The organism is Burkholderia sp. APQ4-4ca (assembly GCF_057837105.1).
Map to the genome: position 1 here is coordinate 22,580 of NZ_JBYQCG010000099.1, position 22,101 is coordinate 44,680.

Here is a 22,101-nt window from a genome sequence, read left to right on the forward strand (position 1 = left end):
ATATGAACGAACGCGTTCCGCCGCTACACTCAATACACGCAAATCACCGTCCGCCCGCAACGCCCCCGGAGACTGGAGACATCACATGGCATTGCCCACCGTCCTGCAGAACCTGACGCTGCCCGTCATCGCGTCGCCGATGTTCATCGTCAGCTACCCCGAACTCGTGCTCGCGCAATGCAAGGCGGGCATCGTCGGTTCGTTCCCCGCGCTGAACGCGCGTCCGGCCGAACTGCTGGACGAGTGGCTCACGCAGATCCAGTCGGAACTCGCCGACCACAAGGCGAAACACCCCGATGCGGTGATCGGCCCGATCGCGGTCAACCAGATCGTCCACCAGTCGAACGCGCGGCTCGAGCACGACGTGCGCGTGTGCGTCGAGCACAAGGTGCCGATCTTCATCACGAGCCTGCGCGCGCCGGCGCGCGAGATCGTCGACGCGGTGCACGGCTACGGCGGCATCGTGCTGCACGACGTGATCAACCTGCGCCACGCGCAGAAGGCGCTCGAAGCGGGCGTCGACGGGCTGATCCTCGTCGCCGCCGGCGCCGGCGGCCACGCGGGCACGACGTCGCCGTTCGCGCTGGTCGGCGAAGTGCGCAAGATCTTCGACGGCCCGATCGTGCTGTCCGGCTCGATCGCGAACGGCGGCTCGATCCTCGCCGCGCAGGCGATGGGCGCGGATTTCGCGTACATGGGCACGCGTTTCATCGCGACGCAGGAAGCGCACGCGATCGACGACTACAAGCACGCGATCCTGAATGCGAAATCGTCGGACATCATCTACACGAACCTCTTCACGGGCGTGCACGGCAACTACATCCGCGAGAGCATCGAGAAGGCCGGCCTCGATCCGGACGCGCTGCCGGAATCCGACAAGACCAAGATGAATTTCGGCAGCGACAAGACGAAGGCGTGGAAGGACATCTGGGGCGCCGGCCAGGGCGTCGGCCTGATGGACGATCTGCCGAGCGTCGGCGCGCTCGTCGAGCGGCTCAAGCGCGAGTACGACGACGCGAAGGCGCGGCTCGGCATCCCGCGCTGACGGAGGCGGCGGCCGTCGCGGCCGCCCTCGACGCGAGAATCGTCCAGCCAAACGAAAAGCGCGAACCGCAATGGTTCGCGCTTTTCGTTTGGGCCGCCGCGGCGGGAAACGTCGCTCAGACCGCGCGCTTCATCCGCGTGATCGGCAGCACGCGCAGGCGCGATTCGATCGACGGGCACAGCGACTGCCCTTCGAAACGCGCGGCCAGGAAATCGACGAACGAGCGCACCTTCGCGGACACGTGGCGGCGGCTCGCATACACCGCATAGATCGGCGCCTCGTGCGGCGGCACGGAATCGAGCAGCACCGGCACGAGCCGGCCCGATTCGATGTCGTCGCCGACCACTTCGGTGCCGAGCAGCGCGATGCCCGCGCCGGCGAGCACGGCCGCGCGCAGCCCTTCGAGATGATTGACGATCAGGTTGCCGTTCAGGCTCACGCGCGACGCGGCGGCCGCATCGATCACCAGCGAATCGAGCATCGTCGAATTCGAATCGCGCCGCAGGTAGTTGTGGTGCGCGAGATCGGCGATCGTCTGCGGCGTGCCGTGCTTCTCGAGATACTCGGGCGACGCGACCAGCAGGATGTGCGCGGTCGCGATCTGGCGCGCGACGAGCGACGACGATTTCAATCCGTTCGGCGCCGCGCGCACCGCGACGTCATAGCCTTCCTCGATCAGGTCGACCACGCGATCGGACAGCGTCATGTCGACGGTCACGTCCGGGAACCGGCCCGCATAATCGGTGACGGCCTGCATCACGTGCCGCAGCCCGAACGCGGACAGCGACGTCACGCGCAACCTGCCCTGCGGCACCACGCTCGCGGCGCCGACGGCCTGGCCGGCTTCGTCGAGTTCGGACAGCGCCTGCACGAGGCGCTCGTAGTATTCGCGTCCCGCCTCGGTCGGCGCGACGCGTCGTGTCGTGCGATGCAGCAGCCGCGCGCCGAGCTGCTGCTCGAGGTGCATCACGTGCTTGCTCGCCATCGCCGCCGACATCTGCATGCGCTCCGCCGCGCCGACGAAGCTGCCCACTTCGACGACGTAGCGAAACACATTCATGCTGACGAGGGTATCCATCGAACTAGCTCGCAATCCCGGGGAATCAACCAATTACGAGATAGGGTAACAAAGGCGTGGGAACAGAAAGGTCAAGAAAGGCAAAACGGCGCCGCGGGTGACGGCGCCGCTTCGGGCCGGAAATGACGGGCGCGAAAACATGCAGTCGGCACGCGTGATTGACGCGCGCGGCCGGCGCTTCGATCGCGCGCGTGGGTCAGAACTTCGCGCGAATGCCTGCGCCGAACGTGTTGCCGGTCGACAGGCCGCTGATATGGTCGTTCATGTAGGCCGCATAGACGTCGGTGCGCTTGGACAGCGGATAGTCGTAGCCGACGGCCCAGGTCTGGCGCGTCTGGTCGAGGCCGCCCGCGTCGCGCGAGTATGCATACGACGCCATCGCGTTGCCCACGCCGATCGGCACCGACACGCCGCCCTGCGCGGTGTTCACGTGCCAACTGCCAGCGACCTGGTCGTTCTTCGTATACATGTACTGGCCGAACAGCTTCACGAGCTTCAGGTCGTAGGTCGCGCCGACCAGCGCGATGCCCTGGCTCTTCATGCCGGTCACGAGCGCGCTCAGGTCCTGCGGGCCGTTGTTGAAGTTCACGTACTGATATACGGCGGTCGCCGCGAACGGGCCGTTCGCGTAGTTGAACTGCGCGCTCCACTTCTTCGAGCGGTTGTCGCCGGCCTGGTTGCCGAGGGCGTACATCGCGCCGAAATTCAGGCCACCGAACGAAGGCGACGTGTAACCCACCGCGTTGTTCCAGCCCGAATCGCCGACGGCGCCCTGGTCGCTCGGATAGGTCGGGAACGTGCCGAGCCCGAGGAACACGTGATACACCATCGGCGAGAAGGTGTACGAGTCGTAGAACGGGTTGAACAGGATCGTCGACAGGAACAGGTGCGTCGTCAGGCGGCCTGCCGTCACCGTGCCGTACGGCGAGCTGATGCCGACGTACGCGTTGCGCGCGAAGAACGTGTCGCCCTGGAAGCGGCCGTACTGGCCGTTCTGCGCGCGGAAGAAGCTCTCCAGCGTGAAGATCGCCTTGTAGCCGTCGCCGAGATCCTCGGTGCCGTGCAGGCCCCAGTACGACGTCGACATCCCGCCGCCCGACACGTTCCACGCACGATCGCCGCCCGGGAACTTGGTGGCGCCGACCCATTCGTCAACCTGCCCGTAGAGCGAGACGCTCGACTGCGCATGGACGGGTGCGGCGGCCGCCACGCAGGCGGCTGCGGCGATCAGCTTGACGGACGTGCGCGACGCACGGCGGGCGAATGCTTTCATGGGATCTCCAGGTTTTGTCGGATAGTCGATAAGTGGCGCGAGCGTTGTTGTTTGGAGCCGAGTGCTTGCGTCGTATGGGGCGCAGCCATCTTTACGGATCATTCGTCCGGTCAAAATTGCGCACACTTATTGCGGGTATAGCGCCCGCATTAACTTCGCGGCATGTATCCATGGCCGGAGGCACGGCGGCGGCCCGGCGCGAATGCGGTCGCACCGGCGGACGGCGGCGCGGCATGCGCGCACCGGGCGCGAAAGATAGCGCAATGCGGCGGGAAAATCAGCGGAAATCTGCGCGCGACTGTGGCGAATTCGCATCAGCCGGCAAGGGGACGAGCGCCGGGGGCGCTCAGTTTCGGTAGAAAGGGGAGAACGAAGGCGAGTGCGCAGGCTCTTCCTGCGAGCGGGGCGGCGGCATCGGGCGACCGCCGCGCTCCTCGTTGTAGCGGGCGACGTCGGCGCGGATCGAGCCGGCCCGCAGCGGGACGTTGCCGCCGCCCGGCGGGCGCGGCATCTGGCGGACTTCGGCGCTGATCGGCCGATACGGGCTTTGCGCGGCGTAATGGCCGTACGACGGCGTCGGACGCAGCCCCCAGCGGGAGCCGGCGCCGCTCACGCCGCCGGCACGTACTCCGGCAGGCGGTGCGACGTGACGCCAGACCGGACCGCCGCCGGGGCCGCCGGCCGGCCGGCCGTACGCACGCATGTCGCCGCCGCCGAAGCCGTGGCCGCCGAAGCCGTGACCGCCATGGGGCGGCTGGGCCAGCGCGAGCGGCATCAGCAGCGCGCCGAGCGCGCCTGCCACCCATCGTCCGATCTTCCGTTTCACCCGTTCCGTCATCGTTCCGTGCCCATCGACGCCCGCCGTCGGTTCCTTTCGGCCGACCCAAGGCTTTCAGTAGTAATTTATGAGCGGGGGGAAAGTGTGTCGAGCCAAAAAGTGTTAGGTCGCCGGCATCGGTGTAACACCATGTTACTGCTAGGTTTTTTCGCTTCGGCACGCGATTGCGGCAGAACGTTCTTCTGCGGTTTCGAGCATGGCCGGGGCGACGCGGCGGCCTTCGCGTCATGCAATGGATTCATCAATCGATTCACACAATGAATTTGTTTGGTGAATCGCCAACCCGGACAATAACGGCATCCGCGCGCGCGACGCGCGCCTTCGCCGTTTCCAAATCGAGTTTTCGATGGCCCGTCCCCGTTTTCTGCCCGACAACTTCACGCTCGCGCTCGTCGGCACCGTCGTGCTCGCGAGCCTGCTGCCCTGCCGCGGCCCGGCCGCCCATGCGTTCAACTGGGCGACCAACATCGCCGTCGGCCTGCTGTTTTTCCTGCACGGCGCGAAACTGTCGCGCGAAGCCGTCGTCGCCGGCGCGACCCACTGGCGGCTGCACGCGATCGTGCTGCTCAGCACGTTCGCGCTGTTCCCGCTGCTCGGCCTCGCGCTGAAACCGGTGCTGCAACCGCTCGTCACGCCGACGCTGTATGCGGGCGTGTTGTTCCTCTGCACGCTGCCGTCGACGGTCCAGTCTTCGATCGCGTTCACGTCGATCGCGAAAGGCAACGTGCCGGCCGCCGTGTGCGCGGCCTCGGCGTCGAGCCTGCTCGGAATCTTCGTCACGCCGGCGCTCGTCGGGCTGATGATCACGTCGCAGTCGGCCGCGGCCGCGTCGCCGTGGAGCACCGTCGGCAGCATCGTGATGCAGTTGCTCGTGCCGTTCATCGCCGGCCAGTTGCTGCGGCCCGTGATCGGCGGCTGGATCGACCGCAATCGCGGCGTGCTGCGCTTCGTCGACCAGGGCTCGATCCTGCTGGTCGTCTACGTCGCGTTCAGCGAGGCCGTCAACGAAGGGCTGTGGCACCAGATTCCGCCGCGCGCGCTCGGCGGCCTGCTCGTCGTCAACCTCGTGCTGCTCGCGATCGCGCTGCTGCTGACCGCGTTCGTCGGCAAGCGGCTCGGCTTCAACCGCGCCGACCAGATCACGATCATCTTCTGCGGGTCGAAGAAGAGCCTCGCGGCCGGAGTGCCGATGGCGAAGGTGATCTTCTCGGCGAACGCGGTCGGCGCGATCGTGCTGCCGCTGATGCTGTTCCACCAGATCCAGCTGATGGCGTGCGCGGCGCTCGCGCAGCGCTGGGGGGCGCGCGACACGAGCGGCGAGCACGACGAAGGCGACACGGCAGCCAGGTCCGGCGCGCTGAGCGCGGGCAAGCGCTGATGCGCGGGGGCGCGGGGGCGCGGGGGCGCGGGGGCGCGGGGGCCGCCGATGGCGGCCTTCCGCCTTCCGCCTTCCGCCTTCCGCCTTCCGCCTTTCTGCTTCCCGCCTCTCCCGCTTCCAGCCTCTCCTGCCCACTTCCCTTCCCCCCTCGCCCCGATGCGCATCCGGCTCACGGCACCGGCAACACGTGTCGTGTCACACAATCTTCATTCAATTCTCCGCCAGCGGTGCCGTTAAGCCGGTCGTCCCGTCGATTCGGCTGCCTTCGCCAATGCCCGCGTCCTCCTCCGATTCCGCCGCCCCCCGCACCACGCGCCTGATCGCGGATCGCGCGCTCGCCGCCGTGTTCCAGCCGATCGTCGACCTCGGATCGGGGACGGTCGTCGGTTACGAAGGGCTGATCCGCGGCCCGCGCGGCACCGATCTCGAGCCGCCCGCCGCGCTGTTCGCGCAGGCCGCGCGCGAAGGCGAAACCATCGCGCTCGAACGAGCCGCCGCGCTCACCTGCCTCGACGCGTTCGCCGCGCTCGGCTGCGACGGCAAGCTGTTCCTCAATTTCAGCGCGGGCGCGATCCTCACGCTCGCCAGCGAACGCGAGCGCACACGCCAGTTCCTCGGCCGCGCGCGGATCGGCGCCGAACGCATCGTGATCGAACTCACCGAGCAGAACGCGATTCCCGATCTCGCGGACATCGGGCCGGCGGTCGCGTCGCTGCGCGACGCCGGCATCCAGTTCGCGCTCGACGACTACGGCACCGCGAATGCAAGCATGAACCTGTGGCTGCGCCTGCACCCGGACGTCGTGAAGATCGACCGCTTCTTCATCCACGACATCGCGCACGACCCGCTCAAGTTCGAAGCCGTGAAGGCCATGCAGCACTTCGCGCAGGCGAGCGGCGCGAAGCTGATCGCGGAAGGCATCGAGAACGAATGCGACCTGATCGTCGTGCGCGACATGGGCATCTGCTGCGTGCAGGGCTTCCTGCTCGGGCGGCCGAACGCGCAGCCGTCGCGGGTGGTGGCGCCGGCCGCGCGCGACGCGATCCGCGCGCCGCACATCGCGGTGTTTCCCGGCGTGACGCGCGCGGTGCGGCCGGCCGGCACGATCGCCGGCAAGATGCTCGTGCCCGCCCCGGCGCTGCCGCGCGACGCGACCAGCAACGACGTGATCGACCTGTTCAACCGGATGCCCGATCTGCACGCGGTCGCGCTCGTCGAGCGCGGGCGGCCCGTCGCGCTCGTGAATCGCCGCGGCTTCATCGACCGTTTCGCGCTGCCGTATCACCGCGAGGTGTTCGGGAAGAAGCCGTGCCTGCAGTTCGCGAACGATGCGCCGCTGATGATCGACAACGCGACCACGTTCGAGCAGCTCGCGACGCTGCTCGCGCGCCACGACCAGCGCTATCTCGCGGACGGCTTCGTGATCACCGAACACGGGCGCTATGTCGGGCTCGGCACCGGCGAGAGCCTCGTGCGCGCGGTGACCGAGATGCGCATCGAGGCCGCGCGCTACGCGAATCCGCTGACCTTCCTGCCCGGCAACATTCCGATCAGCGCGCACATCGACCGCCTGCTCCAGCGCGACGCCGGCTTTCACGCGTGCTACGTCGACCTGAACCAGTTCAAGCCGTTCAACGACCAGTACGGCTACTGGCAGGGCGACGAAGTGCTGAAATTCGCCGCGACGGTGCTGGCCGGCGTGTGCGATCCGCAGCGCGACTTTCTCGGCCATGTGGGCGGCGACGATTTCCTCGTGCTGTTCCAACGCGACGACTGGCGCGAGCGCGCCGCCGACGCGATCGCACGCTTCAACGACGGCGCGCAACTCTTCTACACGCAGGCGGACCGGCAGGCGGGCGGGCTGCGCGGCGAGGACCGCCACGGCAACCCGGCGTTCTTCGGGTTCGTGACGATGGCGATCGGCGCGGTCGGCGTGCCGGCCGGCGCGCACGGCGCAAAGCGCTACGGCAGCGACGAGATCGCGTCGGTCGCGGCGCTCGCGAAGCGGCGGGCGAAGCAGCAGCCGGACGGGCTCGCGGTCGTCGATCTCGATGCCGGCCGCGCCGCGCTGCGCGATCGCGGCGAACCGCCGGCCGTGGCGATCGCGGCGGGCTGAACGGCAGGCAGCCGCCGGGTGCGCACGGAAAGCGCTCGCGCACCGTGCGGCGGCACCGATGCCCGGCCGGCGCAAGGTTCGACTATTGCGCAACGGCATCGCTCGTTGCAGGGCCGCGGCCACAGCGCGGCGCGCCCCCACGCTCGCCTCGGCCCGCAGTCCGGCTGCCCCTCGCGGCCCCTTTTCGGCACTCCGTCGGCACCGGCAGACAATCCGCACACCCACCTTGCCTTTTTCGCGTTTTGTTTAGTATTTTTAGTAACGGCGTTTTCGCAGATTAGCGCCTGAAAACCCGTTATTCGCGGGTATTCCCCGGTTATCCGGCCCGAATTCCGCGATACGTTTTACTATACAATCGCCTCCACCCTAAACAAACGGACCCCGAACGATGGGTACGACCATTCGCGACGTGGCGCGGGCGGCAGAGGTCTCGATCGGCACCGTCTCCCGCGCGCTGAAAAACCAGCCCGGCCTGTCCGAAGCCACGCGCGCGCGCATCGTCGAGATCGCGCGGCAGCTCGGCTACGATCCCGCGCAGTTGCGGCCGCGCATCCGCCGGCTCACCTTCCTGCTGCACCGCCAGCACAACCGCTTTCCGGCAAGCCCGTTCTTCTCGCACGTGCTGCACGGCGTCGAGGACGCATGCCGCGAGCGCGGCATCGTGCCGACGCTGCTCACGGTCGGCCCGAACGACGACGTGCTGCGCCAGATGCGCCCGCATGCGCCCGACGCGATCGCGGTCGCGGGCTTCATCGAGCCCGAGACGATCGAGGCGCTCGCCGCCACCGGCCGGCCGCTCGTGCTGATCGACCTGTGGGCGCCCGGGCTGCGCTCGGTCAACATCGACAACGCGACGGGCGCGGCGCTCGCGATGCGCCACCTGCTCGCCACCGGCCGCTCGCGGATCGCCTTCATCGGCGGCTCGGCCGCGCACTACAGCATCGCGCAGCGCGCGATCGGCTATCGGCGCGCGTTCTTCGAAGCCGGGCGATTGTTCGATCCCGCGTACGAAGTGACGATCGACGCGGGGCTCGACCCCGACACCGGCGCCGCGCGTGCGATGGAGCAACTGCTCGACGCGCCCGGCCCGCGCCCCGACGCGGTATTCGCGTACAACGACGCGGCCGCGCTGGCCGCGCAGCGCGTGTGCGTCGCACGCGGCCTGCGGATTCCGGACGACATCGCGATCGTCGGCTTCGACGACATCCCGGCCGCCGCGCACGCGAACCCGCCGCTCACGACGCTCGCGGTGGACAAGGAAGCGCTCGGCCGCCGCGGCGTCGAACTGCTGCTCGCGGAATCGCCCGAGCGCACCGAGATCTCCCTGCCCGTCGAGCTGATCGTGCGGGCCAGCAGCCAGCCCGCCGGCTCCCCGGCATTCGATACCGCCACGGTCCAAGAATCATGAACATGCCCCCCGCCCACTCCCGCGCCGCCGCGCCGGCCAGCCACGCGCAAGCGGCACCGTTCGTCGCGAGCTTTCGCGACCCGTCGTTCCTGCTGTCGCATATCGAAGACACGCTGCGCTTCTACGCGACGAACGCATTCGACCCGACGGGCGGCTTCCACCATTACTTCCGCGACGACGGCAGCGTCTACAACCGCACGTCGCGCCACCTCGTCAGCACCTGCCGGTTCGTCTTCAACTACGCGATGGCGTACCGCCATTTCGGCGATCCGCGCCACCTGGAATACGCGCGCCACGGGCTGCGCTTCCTGCGCGACGCGCACTGGGACGACGCGCTGCAGGGCTACGACTGGGAGCTCGACTGGCGCGACGGCGCGAAGCACGCGACGCTCGACGGCACGCGCCACTGCTACGGCCTCGCGTTCGTGCTGCTCGCGGCCGCGCACGCGACGATGGCCGGCATCGACGAAGCGCGCCCGCTGATCGCCGCCACCTACGAGCTCGCCGAGCACCGCTTCTGGGATGCGGCCGCGGGCCTGTATGCGGACGACGCGACGCCGAACTGGATCGTGTCGTCGTACCGCGGCCAGAACGCGAACATGCACATGACGGAGGCGCTGCTCGCCGCCTACGAGGCGACCGGCCACCTCACGTACCTCGATCGCGCGGAGAAGGTGGCGTCCCACGTCACGCAGCGCCAGGCCGCGCTGTCGGGCGGGCTCGTGTGGGAGCACTACCATGCGGACTGGTCGATCGACTGGGATTACAACAAGGAAGACAGCTCGAACATCTTCCGTCCGTGGGGCTTCCAGCCCGGGCACCAGACCGAATGGGCGAAGCTGCTGCTGATCCTCGAGAGGCACCGCCCGCTCGACTGGCTCGCGCCGCGCGCGGCCGAGCTGTTCGACGCGGCGCTCACGCACGCGTGGGACGCCGATCACGGCGGCCTGTGCTACGGCTTCGGCCCCGACTTCACGATCTGCGACCACAACAAATATTTCTGGGTGCAGGCGGAAACCTTCGCGGCCGCCGCGATGCTCGGCGCGCGCACCGGCAGCGAGCGCTTCTGGGACTGGTACGACGAGATCTGGCGCTACAGCTGGGCGCATTTCGTCGATCACCGCCACGGCGCGTGGTACCGAATCCTGACCTGCGACAACCGCAAGTACAGCGACGAGAAGAGCCCGGCCGGCAAGACCGACTATCACACGATGGGCGCCTGCTACGACGTGCTCGCGACCCTCGCGCGCCTGCAACGCAGCGAGCCGGCGCAATGAGCGGCGGCACGTTTCCGGCTTTCGTGTCGGCGGGCGACATCCTGACCGACATGGTGCGCGCGGGCGACGCGCAATGGACGTCGGTGCCGGGCGGCGCCGGCTGGAACGTCGCGCGCGCGGTCGCGCGGCTCGGCATCCCGAGCGCGCTCGCCGGCTCGATCGGCGAAGACTGCTTCTCCGACGTGCTGTGGCGCACGAGCGAGGCGGCCGGCCTCGACCTGCGCTTCCTGCAGCGCGTCGCGCGGCCGCCGCTGCTCGCGATCGTCCACGAGACGCGCCCGCCCGCGTACTTCTTCATCGGCGAAGCGAGCGCCGATCTCGCGTTCGATCCCGCGCGGCTGCCGGCCGGCTGGACCGAGCACGTGCAATGGGCGCATTTCGGCTGCATCAGCCTCGTGCGCGAACCGCTCGCGGGCACGCTGGCCGCGCTCGCGACCGACCTGCACGCGCGCGGCGTGAAGATCAGCTTCGATCCGAACGTGCGGAACCTGATGACGGCCGCGTACCGGCCGACGCTGGAGAAGATGGCCGCGCTCGCCGACCTGATCAAGGTGTCGGACGAAGACTTGCGGCACCTGTTCGGCGGCGACGGCCCCGACGCGATCGCGGCGGTGCGCGCGCTGAACCCGCGGGCGGCCGTGCTCGTCACGCGCGGCGCGCAGGCGGCGACGCTCTACGCGGACGGCGCCGTGCACGAGGCCAGCCCGCCGCGCGTCGAGGTGGCCGACACCGTCGGCGCGGGCGACGCGTCGATCGGCGGCCTGCTGTTCAGCCTGATGGCCGCGCCGCAGCGCGGCTGGCGCGAGCATCTCGCGTTCGCGCTGGCGGCCGGCGCCGCCGCGTGCCGGCATACGGGCGCACATGCGCCGACGCTCGATGAGGTCGTCGCGCTGCTCGAAGGTTGAACGGACAGTGAAGGGCGCGCAGGCGGGTGACCGGCCGCCGATCGGTCACCGATAAACCGCGTTCCCCATGCTGCGCCGCAGTGCTACGATGAAGCGTCCTTTTCGCGGGAGAGCACGATGGACACGAACACGTTCACGAAAGGCATCTACACGGCCAAGGCGCATACCCAGCATGCGGGCAACGGGCAGTTCCAGGGTTACGTGATCCTCGCGCGCGACGACGGGGACGACACCGAGAACATGCGCTACGACGTCCACTCGACGAGCCCCAGCGAGGAAGAAGCGTTCGACGAGGCGAAGGCGCTCGCGCACCGGATCCTCGGCGAGATCGAGCTGTGACGCGCTCCTCTTTTTCGGCGCGGCTCAGAGCAGCCGCGCCACCATCGATACCAGCATCGTCAGCACCAGCGTCGACATGAACGGGAACGGGTAGCGCCGCCCGCCGAGCGTCAGCGTGACGTCGCCCGGCATCCGCCCGATGCCGAGCTTGCCGAGCCACGGCCAGCAGCGCGTCAGAATCATCACCGCGATGAACGTCGTCAATAGCCAGCGCAGCATGCCGGGCTCCCCGTCAAAGCGCGTGCGAGCGGTCGCCGCGCGCGAACGCGTCGAGCGTGCCGTCGATCCCGCGCGAAAACGCGATCACCTTGAACAGTTCGCCCATCTCGGCTTCCGAGATCAGCTTCTGCACCGCGTTCGCGGCCGGCAGGAACTGATGGACGTCGGACGGATCGATCGCGGCCAGCGCGTCGGTGATGCCCGCGTTCAACAGGAAGCGTGCCTGCGACGTGTAGCCGAGCAGATCGGCGCCGGTCGCGACGCCCGCGTCGTAGATGCCGGTGAATTCGACGTGCGCGGTGATGTCCTGCAGGCCCGGGTACACGAACGGGTCGTCGTGCGCGTGGTGACGGTAGTGGCACATCAGCGTGCCGCGGTCGCGCTGCGGGTGGTAGTACTCGTGCGCCGGAAAACCGTAGTCGATCAGCAGCACCGCGCCGCGCGCGAGCATCGTGCAGACGGTGCGCGTGAACGCGAGCGCGGCCTCGTGCGTTTCGGTCACGTAGCCGTCGCCGACGTCGAGCGTCGCGAGCACCGCCGGCAGGCCGGCTGCGCCGACCGGCCGGTCGTCGAACACGAACGCCTGCCGCGCGTCGAGCGCGACGCCGCGCTCGCGCCACGCGCCGTCCGCCTTCGCGAAGAGGCGCACCGGCATCGCGTCGAGCACCTCGTTGCCGACCACAACGCCGTCGAACCGCTCGGGCAACGCATCGAGCCAGCGCACCTTCGCGGCCAGCGCCGGCACCGCGGCTTCGATCGTGTCGCGCTGCCGTTCGCGCAGCTCGCCGGACAGGTCGACGATCTGGTATTCGTCGAGTTCGACGCCCGTCGCGTCGAGCGCCGCCAGCAGCCCGGCCGCGAGCTTGCCCGTGCCGGCGCCGAATTCCATCACGCGACGCGTGCCGCTCGCCGCGAGCGCTTCGGCGATGGGATTCGCGAGCGTCTGCGCGAACAGCGGCGACAGCTCGGGCGCGGTGACGAAGTCGCTGCCGTCGTCGGCGCGGCGCCCGAACTTGCGCGCGCCGCCGCTGTAATAACCGAGGCCCGGCGCATACAGCGCGCGCTCCATGAAGCGGTCGAACGGCAGCCAGCCGCCGGCCGCCGCGATCTCGTCACGCAGTTGCGCGGCGAGGGTTTCGGACTGCGCGAGCGCGTCGGGGCCGGGAGCAGGTAAACTAGCGGGTTCGTGAGCTTTCGGGTTCATCCCGGCATTGTAAATGACCGTTTCAGCCGATACGTCGACCCCACGCGTGGTGCTCGTCACGGGCGCCCTGGGCAGCGCGGCCGACGCCGCATCGATCGGCCGCGCGCTCGCGACGGGTTTCGCCCGCCGCGGCTGGGACGTCGCGCTGCAGCGCAGCCCGGGTGCGCCGCGCGCGGCCGCCGACGCGCTCGTCGCCGAAGTCGCCGCGCACGGCCGCCGCGCGGCGGTGCTCGACGCCGATCCGGCCCTGGAAGCCGATGCCGCGGCCCTCGTCGCCGCGTGCGGCGAAGCGCTCGGCCGGCCCGCGTGCGCGGTATTCGTCAGCGCCAGCGCCGGCGCCGACGACGCGCACACGGTCGATGGCGCGTCGCTCGCCGCCGCGCTCGCGCGCAACGTGACCGCACCGCTGGCGCTGGCCCGCGCGCTCGCCGACGCGACACCGGACGCCGCGCGCGACGACGAAACGCTGCGCGCGTGCGCGATTCACGTACTGGATCAGGCCCTGTTTCACCCGGCGCCGGCGCAGTTGTCGCATGCGCTGATGCAGGCCGCGCTGAACCGCGCGACGTCGGCGCTCGCGCTGGCGCTCGCGCCGAAGGTGCGGGTCGCGGCGCTCGTGCGCGGCCACGCGCCGCACGCGGACGACATCGCGGCGGCCGCCTGCTATCTCGCGAGCGCGCCCGGTGTGACGGGCGCGACGCTGACCGTCGACGGCGGCGAGCACCTGGTGCCGCCCGCCGCCGGCCCGAATGAATGAACCGCGCGGGCGCGGCCTGAGAGCCGCCGCCCGCGCCGCTTTGCGTGCGCGCACGCCAATTTGACTGGGACGACCATGTTTTCCGCTCTCCTGCACCCCCGCCTCGCGGATTGCCGCAGGCTCTACCTGCGCGACTACGAGGTGCACATCAACATCGGGGCCTTCGAACACGAGAAGCGCGGCGAGCAACGCGTCGTCGTCAACATCGACCTGTTCGTGCCGCTCGCGCTGTCCACCCCCGTCGACGACCGGCTGCACGAAGTCGTCGACTACGACCTGATGAAGCAGAGCGTCGCGCAGTGCCTGGCGCGCGGCCACATCCACCTGCAGGAAACGCTGTGCGATTCGATCGCCGCGCACCTGCTGGCGCACGACACCGTGCGCGCGGTACGCGTCCGTACCGAGAAACCGGACGCCTATCCGGACTGCGACGCCGTCGGCGTCGAAGTCTTTCGCATCAAGGACGAGGAGCGCGCATGAACGCCCCCCACATGAACGACACGGCGGCCGACGCCGCCACCGCCGAAACCGGCCGCCCCGCGCTGACGCGCCGCGAGCAGAAGGAAGCGTACGAGAACAACAAGCTGTTCAAGCGGATCGTGCGCCAGGTCGGCCAGGCGATCGGCGATTTCAACATGATCGAGCAGGGCGACAAGGTGATGGTGTGCCTGTCGGGCGGCAAGGACAGCTACGCGATGCTCGACGTGCTGCTGCGCCTGCGCGAGCGCGCGCCGATCGACTTCGACATCGTCGCGGTGAACCTCGACCAGAAGCAGCCGGGCTTCCCCGAGCACGTGCTGCCCGAATACCTGAAGCAGGTCGGCGTGCCGTTCCACATCGAGAACCAGGACACCTACAGCATCGTCAAGCGGCTCGTGCCGGAAGGCAAGACGACCTGCTCGCTGTGCTCGCGGCTGCGCCGCGGGATTCTGTACCGCGTGGCCGGCGAGCTCGGCGCGACCAAGATCGCGCTCGGCCATCACCGCGACGACATCGTGCAGACGCTGCTGCTGAACATGTTCTACGGCGGCAAGCTGAAGGGGATGCCGCCGAAGCTGCAGTCGGACGACGGCAAGAACATCGTGATCCGCCCGCTCGCGTACGTGAAGGAAGCCGATCTCGAGAAATACGCGGAGCTGCGCGAATTCCCGATCATCCCGTGCAACCTGTGCGGCAGCCAGCCGAACCTGAAGCGCGCGGAAATGAAGGCGCTGATCCGCGACTGGGACAAACGCTTCCCGGGCCGCGTCGACAACATGTTCAACGCGCTCGCGAAGGTCGTGCCGTCGCACCTGATGGACACGACGCTGTACCCGTTCCAGTCGCTGCGCGCGACGGGCGAGGCCGATCCGCAAGGCGACATCGCGTTCGACGAGGAGCCGTGCGCATCGGGCGACGACGCGGCCGCGCCGGGCGCCGCCCAACCGATCTCGATCGTCCAGTTCGACGACCTGTAAGCAGGGACCGAACACCCGCCGAAACCGGGGCCGGCGGCCTCGTTTCAGCGGTGTCGCCGCGCCGCGACAGGCCCGGAGCGACAAGGGCCGCATGCTAAAATGGACGGCTTCGAACTCTGACCCACGCGCGCGCCATGAATATCGTGATTTTGGCGGCAGGCACCGGCAAGCGCATGCGTTCCGCGCTGCCGAAAGTGCTTCACCCCCTGGCCGGCAGGCCGCTCCTCTCCCACGTCATCGACACCGCGCGCACGCTGCAGCCGTCCCGGCTCGTCGTCGTCGTCGGCCACGGCGCCGAGCAGGTCCAGGCCGCCGTCGCCGCGCCCGACGTCCAGTTCGCGGTGCAGGCCGAGCAGCTCGGCACCGGCCACGCGGTCCGCCAGGCGCTGCCGCTCCTCGATCCCGCGCAACCGACGCTCGTGCTGTACGGCGACGTGCCGCTCACGCGCGCGTCGACGCTGCGGCGTCTCGTCGACGCCGCGCGCGACGGCCGCTACGGGATCCTGACCGTCACGCTCGACGACCCGACCGGCTATGGCCGCATCGTGCGCGACGCGGCCGGCTTCGTCACGCGCATCGTCGAGCAGAAGGATGCGTCGCCGGACGAACTGCGGATCGCCGAGATCAACACCGGCATCATCGTCACGCCGACGGCCCAGCTGTCGATGTGGCTCGGCGCGCTGAAGAACGAAAACGCGCAGGGCGAGTACTACCTGACCGACGTCGTCGAACTCGCGATCGAGGCCGGCTTCGAGGTCGTCACGTCGCAGCCCGACGACGAATGGGAAACGCTCGGCGTGAACAGCAAGGCGCAGCTCGCGGAGCTCGAGCGCATTTACCAGCGCAACGTCGCCGATGCGCTGCTCGTCGACGGCGTGACGCTTGCCGATCCGGCGCGCGTCGACGTGCGCGGCACGCTGCGCTGCGGCCGCGACGTGTCGATCGACGTGAACTGCGTGTTCGAAGGCAACGTGACGCTCGCCGACGACGTGACGATCGGCCCGAACTGCGTGATCCGCAACGCATCGATCGGCGCGGGCACGCGCATCGACGCGTTCACGCACATCGACGGCGCCGAGCTCGGCGCGCACACCGTGATCGGCCCGTATGCGCGGCTGCGCCCGGGCGCGCAGCTCGCGGACGAAGCGCACGTCGGCAACTTCGTCGAGGTGAAGAACGCGGTGATCGGCCACGGCTCGAAGGCGAACCACCTCACGTACATCGGCGACGCCGACATCGGCGCGCGCGTGAACATCGGCGCGGGCACGATCACCTGCAACTACGACGGCGCGAACAAGTTCCGCACCGTGATCGAGGACGACGTGTTCGTCGGCTCCGACACGCAGCTCGTCGCGCCCGTGCGCGTGGGCCGCGGCGTGACGATCGCGGCCGGCACGACGATCTGGAAGGACGTCGCCGAAGGCGTCCTCGCGTTGAACGAGAAGACGCAGACCGCGAAGAGCGGCTACGTCCGCCCGGTCAAGAAAAAGAGCTGAACCATTTGCGGGCGCCCGCGCGGCGCCCGCTTCGACTGACAGGATTGACCATTCATGTGCGGCATTGTCGGCGCAGTTGCGCAGCGTAATATCGTTCCGGTGCTGATCGAAGGATTGCGGCGCCTCGAATACCGTGGCTACGACTCGTGCGGCGTCGCCGTGCTCGAGCCGGACGCACCGAAGCGCGCGCGCAGCGTCGCGCGCGTCGCCGATCTCGATGCGCAGGTGCGCGACACGCACCTCGAAGGCGCGACCGGCGTCGCGCACACGCGCTGGGCCACGCACGGCGCGCCGGTCACGCACAACGCGCACCCGATCTTCTCGTCGAACGCGCTCGCGCTCGTGCACAACGGCATCATCGAGAACTTCGAGACGCTGCGCGAAGCGCTGCGCGCGAAGGGCTACGAATTCGTGTCGCAGACCGACACCGAAGTGATCGCGCACCTCGTGCACAGCCTGTATCGCGGCAACCTGTTCGACGCGGTGCGCGAAGCCGTGCAGCAACTGCACGGCGCGTATGCGATCGCGGTGACGCACAAGGACCAGCCGCACACCGTCGTCGGCGCGCGCCAGGGTTCGCCGCTCGTCGTCGGTCACGGCGACGGCGAGAACTTCCTCGCGTCCGACGCGCTCGCGCTGGCCGGCAGCACCGACCGCTTCACGTTCCTCGAGGAAGGCGACGTGTGCGAGCTGTCGCTCGACGGCGTGACGATCGTCGACCGTCACGGCGCCACCGTGCAGCGTGAAATCCGCGTGGTCAGCGCATACGGCGGCGCGGTCGAGCTTGGGCCTTATCGCCACTTCATGCAGAAGGAAATCTTCGAGCAGCCGCGCGCGATCGGCGACACGGTGCCGCAAACCGAAGCCTTCGACGCGACGCTGTTCGGCGACGCCGCGCCCGCCGCGTTCGCGGCGATCGACAGCCTGCTGATCCTCGCGTGCGGCACGAGCTACTACTCGGGCCTCACCGCGAAGTACTGGCTCGAATCGATCGCGAAGATCCCGACCCAGGTCGAGATCGCGAGCGAATACCGCTACCGCGAGTCGGTGCCGAACCCGCGCCAGCTCGTGCTGGTGATCTCGCAATCGGGCGAGACGGCCGACACGCTCGCCGCGCTCAAGCATGCGCAGTCGCTCGGCCACACGCATACGCTCGCGGTGTGCAACGTCGCGACGAGCGCGATGGTGCGCCTGACCGAGATGCAGTTCCTGACGCACGCGGGCACCGAGATCGGCGTCGCGTCGACGAAGGCGTTCACGACGCAGCTCGTCGCGCTGTTCGTGCTGGCCGCGACGCTCGGCAAGCTGCGCGGGCACGTCGACGCCGCGCAGGAAGCGCAATTCCTGAAGGAGCTGCGCCACCTGCCGGCCGCGCTGAACAGCGTGCTCGCGCTCGAGCCGCAGATCATCGCGTGGTCGGAGGAATTCGCGCGCAAGGAAAACGCGCTGTTCCTCGGCCGCGGGCTGCACTACCCGATCGCGCTCGAAGGCGCGCTGAAGCTGAAGGAAATCTCGTACATCCACGCCGAGGCCTATCCGGCCGGCGAGTTGAAGCACGGGCCGCTCGCGCTCGTCACGGAAGCGATGCCGGTCGTCACGGTCGCGCCGAACGACACGCTGCTCGAGAAGCTGAAGTCGAACATGCAGGAAGTGCGCGCGCGCGGCGGCGAACTGTACGTGTTCGCGGATGCGGACACGCAGATCGTCAACGACGACGGCCTGCACGTGATCCGGATGCCGGAGCACTACGGGCAACTGTCGCCGATCCTGCACGTCGTGCCGCTGCAACTGCTCGCGTATCACACCGCGTGTGCGCGCGGCACCGACGTCGACAAGCCGCGGAATCTCGCGAAGTCGGTGACGGTGGAGTAACCAGGCGACGGGATGGCCCCGTGCCGGGCCGTCCCGACCGCGTGCGGGCGCAAGGCAGGCCGTTTGGCCAGGTCGAAATATGTACCACGTAGTGGTATATAATCCTGTGCTAATTCGACCGGTTCGACATGTCTGCTTCCGTACGACGCGTCTTCAAGACGAAGTGGTTTCACAAGGCAGCCGGGAAAGCGGGAATCGCCGACGACGAGCTTTGCCGCGCGGTGCGGGAGCTGGCCCGCGGTCAGGGCGTCGATCTCGGCGGCAACGTCTGGAAGAAGCGCCTCGACGGCAATCGGCAGCGCGGGATCGTGCTGGGCAAGGTCGGGCACACGTGGGTGTTCGTGTTCCTGTTCGCGAAATGCGACCGCGACGACATCGACGCCCGCGAACTGCGCGCCTTCAGAAAGCTCGCCGCGGATGTCGGCCGACACACCGACAGCGACATCGCGACGCTGGTTACCCTGAAAGAGTGGGTGGAGATTTGCAATGGCTAAGAGTCGATTCAAGAGCGACGCGACGGAGGCGGTCCACAGCGCCGCGTCGGGCCTTTATCGTGCGCAACTGATCGACAAGAAGACGATGCGCGAATACGACGATCTCTGCATCGAAGCCGCGCCGCAATTCGATCCGGAAGCGATCGCCCGCATCCGCAAGTCGGTCAACGTCAGCCAGAGCGTGTTCGCGCTCTACCTGAACACGACGACATCGACGGTCCGCCAATGGGAACAGGGCGACAAGCGGCCGAGCGGCATCGCCGCGCGCATGCTCCAGATCGTCGAGAAACACGGGCTCGAGGTGTTCTCCTGAGCCGGCATTCCCCGAATGCCCCTGCACGGCCCCGGCTGGACGCGCGCCGCAACGAATATGACGGAGAGACAATGGTAAGACTGTTTGGATGCGGATTGCTGGCGCTGACGTTCGCGTCGTCGGGCTGGGCCGCCGAGCACTACGTCGAGGTCTGGAACCCGCCCGAGGCGCGGCAGCCTGCGGCGCGTACGCCAGGTGCCCGCACGGGCGCCGACGCACGCACCGGCAAGAGCGCGGAAAAGCACGCGAGCGCCACGCCGAAACCCATCGCGAAACCGCACAAGCGCCGCGTCGCGCAGGCCGTGAAAGCCGGCGCGCACCGCCCGGCCACGGCCGACACCCCGGCCGCCCCGCGCCCCGTCGCGCAACCCGCACCCGGGCGTCTCACGGTGATGCAGCCTGCCGCACCGGACGCGACGCGCGCACTCACCTTCTCCGACATCCCGCGTCAATACACGCCGGACGGCAACGTGCTGCAGGTCGGCACGCACGGCCGCTCCGCGGAGGTGACTCGATAATGGAAGCGCAGACCTACCACGGCTACCAGATCTGGGGCCACGCGATCCTGCAGCAGGACGAGATCATGCAGCCCGAGCGCTTCGCGGCGAGCGGCACGATCACGCAGAACAACCGGCTCGTCGAGGCGTCGGGCGTGCTCGGCGTGTTCGACACCGAAGACGACGCGCGCGACGCGGGGCTCGAATGGGCGCGCGCGTGGATCGACAACCACAGCTGACCGAACCCGGCAGCGCGCATCCGCGGCCGCCGTCGCCGGCGCTGCGCCGGGGCGTCGCGCGTCGCAAATGAACGAAGGGGCGTCGATGACGCCCCTTCTTTCGTTCGCCCCCGGAAGCCCGGAACACTCACGCCGCGGCGTGCGGCGGCCTCACCGTCTGCCGCGGCCGGCCGACGAGCCGTGCCAGCACGAGGATCGCCACCAGCGTCGCGACGTACGCGGCGATCTGGATGCCTGCCGGCCGCGCCGTATAGCCGATCAGCGTATGCAGCGCCTTGCCGACGATGCTCGATTCCTTGAGCAGCCACGACGTGTCCCAGACCACGTCGCCCCAGGACGGCACGAAGCCGGCGGCCAGCAGGAAGCCGACGCACTGGCTCGCCATGCCCGCGGCGAGCAGCACGATCAGCGCGTTGGTGACGGAGAACAGGCGCTTCAACGGGATCTGCAGCAGGCCCGCATACATCGCGTAGCCGAGCCCGGCGCCGCCGAGCACGCCAAGCAGCCCGCCGGCGATCATCTGCGGCGTCTGCCCGGGCTCGCCCGCCGCGATCCCGTACAGGAACAGCACGGCCTCGGAGCCCTCGCGTAATACCGCGACGCCGACCACGATCGCGAGCCCGGTCAACGGCCGGCTGCCGGCCGCGACCGCGCGGCCGACCTCGCCCATGTGCAGCGCCATTTCCCGGCCGTGGCGGCTCATCCAGATGCAGTGCCACGCGAGCATCAGCGTCGCGACGAACATCACGCCCGCGTTGAAGACTTCCTGCCCCATGCCGGATGCCCATTGCGAGATCACGTCGGCGAACGCCGCGATCAGGCCGGCGCCGACCACGCCGCCGACCAGCCCGCCGCCGACCCACCAGCCGCGCCGCGGCACGCCCTTGGTGGCGGCCATCACAATCGAGACCACCAGCGCGGCCTCGAGCACTTCACGAAAGACGATCAGGGCAGTGGACAGCATGTCGGTATCGGCTTACTTGACGGTCAGGTGCGTCTTCGACTGCGCTTCGTGATACTCGTCGTGGAACTCGTAGGTGCCGGCCTTCAGCGGCCCGACCAGGATCTCGACCGACTTGCCGGCCGGCACGACCTTCTCCGCCTTGAAGTCGTCGCTTTCGAATTCCGCGGGCGTCGCGTCGAGGTTCTTCACGACGAACTTCACCTTCTTGCCGGCAGGGATCGTCACGCCGTCGGGCGAAAACTTGTGGTCCTTCAACGTCAGGTTGACGACGTCGTCGGCCGCGAAAGCGGACGTGGCCGAGGCGCCCAGCAGGGCCAGCGCGAAACCGATAGCGAAACGGGTCATGGGTGTAATGAGCGGAAATATGGAAGGGAATCGATACTAAGATCGATTCGCATTTTCACCTCGGAGTACCCTTACATGGAGCATGGAGATCATGCTCCATCGATCCCGCGTGCGCGTGGCCACGCAAGGCTTCGCCGGATTTCGCCGACAATGTGCAGTCGTCAATCGGGAAAAATTCCGACTGACGCGCCTACACCAATGGCTATTCGTCAGACTTCAGCATGACAAACGACTGATGCGATGTGCATCACCGCATGCGGCGCTTGACCTTCCCACCATGGCAAGCTTCATGCTGAACATACTCATCCACCACCTACCCGGGAGAACACGATGGAATTCGAAGTCCAGGACATGACCTGCGGCGGCTGCGCCAACGCCATCACGCGCGCGGTGACGGCTGCCGACCCCGCCGCGAAGCTCGACATCGACGTCGCGGCGAAGATCGTCAAGGTCGACTCGGCGCAAGGCGCCGAGCGCGTGCAGTCGGTCATCGAGGCCGCCGGCTTCCATCCCGCGCTGCGCACCGCGTAACGCGCGCCGAAGGCCGCGGGCGCAGCGCCGGACGGCGACGCGCCCGCGCCCATGCC

The 22,101-nt window shown here is 68.7% G+C and carries 24 protein-coding genes; 17 read left to right on the forward strand and 7 right to left on the reverse strand.

Translation table 11 applies throughout. The features are described 5' to 3' along the window. Positions 1–85 precede the first annotated feature (85 nt). On the forward strand, positions 86–1,045 hold the full coding sequence (locus AC3IFE_RS11720; protein ID WP_059521161.1) for an NAD(P)H-dependent flavin oxidoreductase: 960 nt from the start codon (positions 86–88) through the stop codon (positions 1,043–1,045). A gap of 115 nt (positions 1,046–1,160) precedes the next feature. Here AC3IFE_RS11720 and AC3IFE_RS11725 read toward each other — a convergent pair whose 3' ends face one another. The 3 genes from AC3IFE_RS11725 to AC3IFE_RS11735 all read right to left on the reverse strand — a co-directional run bounded on the left by AC3IFE_RS11725 (position 1,161) and on the right by AC3IFE_RS11735 (position 4,234). After that, positions 1,161–2,123 carry a LysR family transcriptional regulator gene (locus tag AC3IFE_RS11725; RefSeq protein ID WP_089468624.1) on the reverse strand — a complete coding sequence of 321 codons (963 nt, stop codon included), beginning with the start codon at positions 2,121–2,123 and terminating at the stop codon, positions 1,161–1,163. Between the two features lie 196 nt (positions 2,124–2,319). Next, positions 2,320–3,396: a porin gene (locus AC3IFE_RS11730; RefSeq protein ID WP_089468625.1), complete on the reverse strand. Its 1,077-nt coding sequence runs from the start codon at positions 3,394–3,396 to the stop codon at positions 2,320–2,322. 346 nt (positions 3,397–3,742) lie between these two features. After that, positions 3,743–4,234: a peptide-binding protein gene (locus tag AC3IFE_RS11735; RefSeq protein WP_489190637.1), complete on the reverse strand. Its 492-nt coding sequence runs from the start codon at positions 4,232–4,234 to the stop codon at positions 3,743–3,745. 346 nt (positions 4,235–4,580) lie between these two features. Between AC3IFE_RS11735 and AC3IFE_RS11740 the strand changes: the two genes are divergently transcribed. From AC3IFE_RS11740 to AC3IFE_RS11765, 6 genes are all read left to right on the forward strand, one after another. Next, the gene (locus tag AC3IFE_RS11740) at positions 4,581–5,612 is read left to right on the forward strand and encodes a bile acid:sodium symporter family protein (RefSeq protein ID WP_489190639.1); all 1,032 of its coding nucleotides are present in this window, start codon (positions 4,581–4,583) and stop codon (positions 5,610–5,612) included. A gap of 271 nt (positions 5,613–5,883) precedes the next feature. Continuing rightward, the gene (locus AC3IFE_RS11745; protein WP_301739964.1) at positions 5,884–7,728 is read left to right on the forward strand and encodes an EAL domain-containing protein; all 1,845 of its coding nucleotides are present in this window, start codon (positions 5,884–5,886) and stop codon (positions 7,726–7,728) included. Between the two features lie 388 nt (positions 7,729–8,116). Beyond that, the gene (locus AC3IFE_RS11750) at positions 8,117–9,136 is read left to right on the forward strand and encodes a LacI family DNA-binding transcriptional regulator (protein WP_089468629.1); all 1,020 of its coding nucleotides are present in this window, start codon (positions 8,117–8,119) and stop codon (positions 9,134–9,136) included. Beyond that, positions 9,133–10,413 (forward strand): AGE family epimerase/isomerase, encoded by a 1,281-nt coding sequence (locus AC3IFE_RS11755; protein WP_489190640.1) that lies wholly within the window; start codon positions 9,133–9,135, stop codon positions 10,411–10,413. Before AC3IFE_RS11750 ends, AC3IFE_RS11755 begins: the two co-directional genes overlap by 4 nt. Next, positions 10,410–11,318 carry a carbohydrate kinase family protein gene (locus tag AC3IFE_RS11760; protein ID WP_489190641.1) on the forward strand — a complete coding sequence of 303 codons (909 nt, stop codon included), beginning with the start codon at positions 10,410–10,412 and terminating at the stop codon, positions 11,316–11,318. The genes AC3IFE_RS11755 and AC3IFE_RS11760 overlap by 4 nt, the downstream gene beginning before the upstream one ends. 117 nt (positions 11,319–11,435) lie before the next feature. Beyond that, entirely contained in the window at positions 11,436–11,657 is a 222-nt protein-coding gene (locus tag AC3IFE_RS11765) for a hypothetical protein (protein WP_027785622.1), read from the forward strand. 24 nt (positions 11,658–11,681) lie between these two features. Here the strand turns inward: AC3IFE_RS11765 and AC3IFE_RS11770 are convergent, their stop codons facing one another. Next, complete coding sequence (locus AC3IFE_RS11770) at positions 11,682–11,876, reverse strand: DUF2905 domain-containing protein (protein ID WP_011546377.1); 195 nt, start codon at positions 11,874–11,876, stop codon at positions 11,682–11,684. A gap of 13 nt (positions 11,877–11,889) precedes the next feature. Beyond that, complete coding sequence (locus AC3IFE_RS11775) at positions 11,890–13,080, reverse strand: class I SAM-dependent methyltransferase (protein ID WP_489190642.1); 1,191 nt, start codon at positions 13,078–13,080, stop codon at positions 11,890–11,892. A 13-nt stretch (positions 13,081–13,093) separates the two neighbouring features. Between AC3IFE_RS11775 and AC3IFE_RS11780 the strand changes: the two genes are divergently transcribed. From AC3IFE_RS11780 to AC3IFE_RS11820, 9 genes are all read left to right on the forward strand, one after another. Then, entirely contained in the window at positions 13,094–13,837 is a 744-nt protein-coding gene (locus tag AC3IFE_RS11780; protein ID WP_089468633.1) for an SDR family oxidoreductase, read from the forward strand. Positions 13,838–13,912: 75 nt separating this feature from the next. Then, positions 13,913–14,317 (forward strand): dihydroneopterin aldolase, encoded by a 405-nt coding sequence (locus AC3IFE_RS11785; RefSeq protein WP_489190643.1) that lies wholly within the window; start codon positions 13,913–13,915, stop codon positions 14,315–14,317. Continuing rightward, complete coding sequence (gene ttcA / locus AC3IFE_RS11790) at positions 14,314–15,294, forward strand: tRNA 2-thiocytidine(32) synthetase TtcA (RefSeq protein WP_489190644.1); 981 nt, start codon at positions 14,314–14,316, stop codon at positions 15,292–15,294. The genes AC3IFE_RS11785 and ttcA overlap by 4 nt, the downstream gene beginning before the upstream one ends. Before the next feature lie 134 nt (positions 15,295–15,428). After that, entirely contained in the window at positions 15,429–16,790 is a 1,362-nt protein-coding gene (glmU, locus tag AC3IFE_RS11795; protein ID WP_489190645.1) for a bifunctional UDP-N-acetylglucosamine diphosphorylase/glucosamine-1-phosphate N-acetyltransferase GlmU, read from the forward strand. 54 nt (positions 16,791–16,844) lie between these two features. After that, positions 16,845–18,662, forward strand: a complete 1,818-nt coding sequence (gene glmS, locus AC3IFE_RS11800; RefSeq protein ID WP_301739969.1) for a glutamine--fructose-6-phosphate transaminase (isomerizing) — start codon at positions 16,845–16,847, stop codon at positions 18,660–18,662. Between the two features lie 128 nt (positions 18,663–18,790). Next, positions 18,791–19,156 carry a type II toxin-antitoxin system RelE/ParE family toxin gene (locus AC3IFE_RS11805; RefSeq protein WP_089468637.1) on the forward strand — a complete coding sequence of 122 codons (366 nt, stop codon included), beginning with the start codon at positions 18,791–18,793 and terminating at the stop codon, positions 19,154–19,156. After that, positions 19,149–19,469, forward strand: coding sequence for a helix-turn-helix domain-containing protein (locus AC3IFE_RS11810; protein WP_489190646.1), 321 nt, complete (start codon positions 19,149–19,151; stop codon positions 19,467–19,469). The genes AC3IFE_RS11805 and AC3IFE_RS11810 overlap by 8 nt, the downstream gene beginning before the upstream one ends. 71 nt (positions 19,470–19,540) lie before the next feature. Next, positions 19,541–19,987 carry a hypothetical protein gene (locus AC3IFE_RS11815; protein ID WP_301739970.1) on the forward strand — a complete coding sequence of 149 codons (447 nt, stop codon included), beginning with the start codon at positions 19,541–19,543 and terminating at the stop codon, positions 19,985–19,987. Then, positions 19,987–20,205, forward strand: a complete 219-nt coding sequence (locus tag AC3IFE_RS11820) for a DUF6566 family protein (protein WP_006477594.1) — start codon at positions 19,987–19,989, stop codon at positions 20,203–20,205. The genes AC3IFE_RS11815 and AC3IFE_RS11820 overlap by 1 nt, the downstream gene beginning before the upstream one ends. 127 nt (positions 20,206–20,332) lie before the next feature. Here the strand turns inward: AC3IFE_RS11820 and AC3IFE_RS11825 are convergent, their stop codons facing one another. Both AC3IFE_RS11825 and AC3IFE_RS11830 read right to left on the reverse strand, forming a co-directional pair. Continuing rightward, positions 20,333–21,169, reverse strand: coding sequence for an FTR1 family iron permease (locus tag AC3IFE_RS11825; RefSeq protein WP_089468640.1), 837 nt, complete (start codon positions 21,167–21,169; stop codon positions 20,333–20,335). Positions 21,170–21,181: 12 nt separating this feature from the next. Next, the gene (locus tag AC3IFE_RS11830) at positions 21,182–21,514 is read right to left on the reverse strand and encodes a cupredoxin domain-containing protein (RefSeq protein WP_006488047.1); all 333 of its coding nucleotides are present in this window, start codon (positions 21,512–21,514) and stop codon (positions 21,182–21,184) included. A 330-nt stretch (positions 21,515–21,844) separates the two neighbouring features. Between AC3IFE_RS11830 and AC3IFE_RS11835 the strand changes: the two genes are divergently transcribed. After that, entirely contained in the window at positions 21,845–22,045 is a 201-nt protein-coding gene (locus tag AC3IFE_RS11835; RefSeq protein ID WP_089468642.1) for a heavy-metal-associated domain-containing protein, read from the forward strand. Positions 22,046–22,101: the final 56 nt, after the last annotated feature.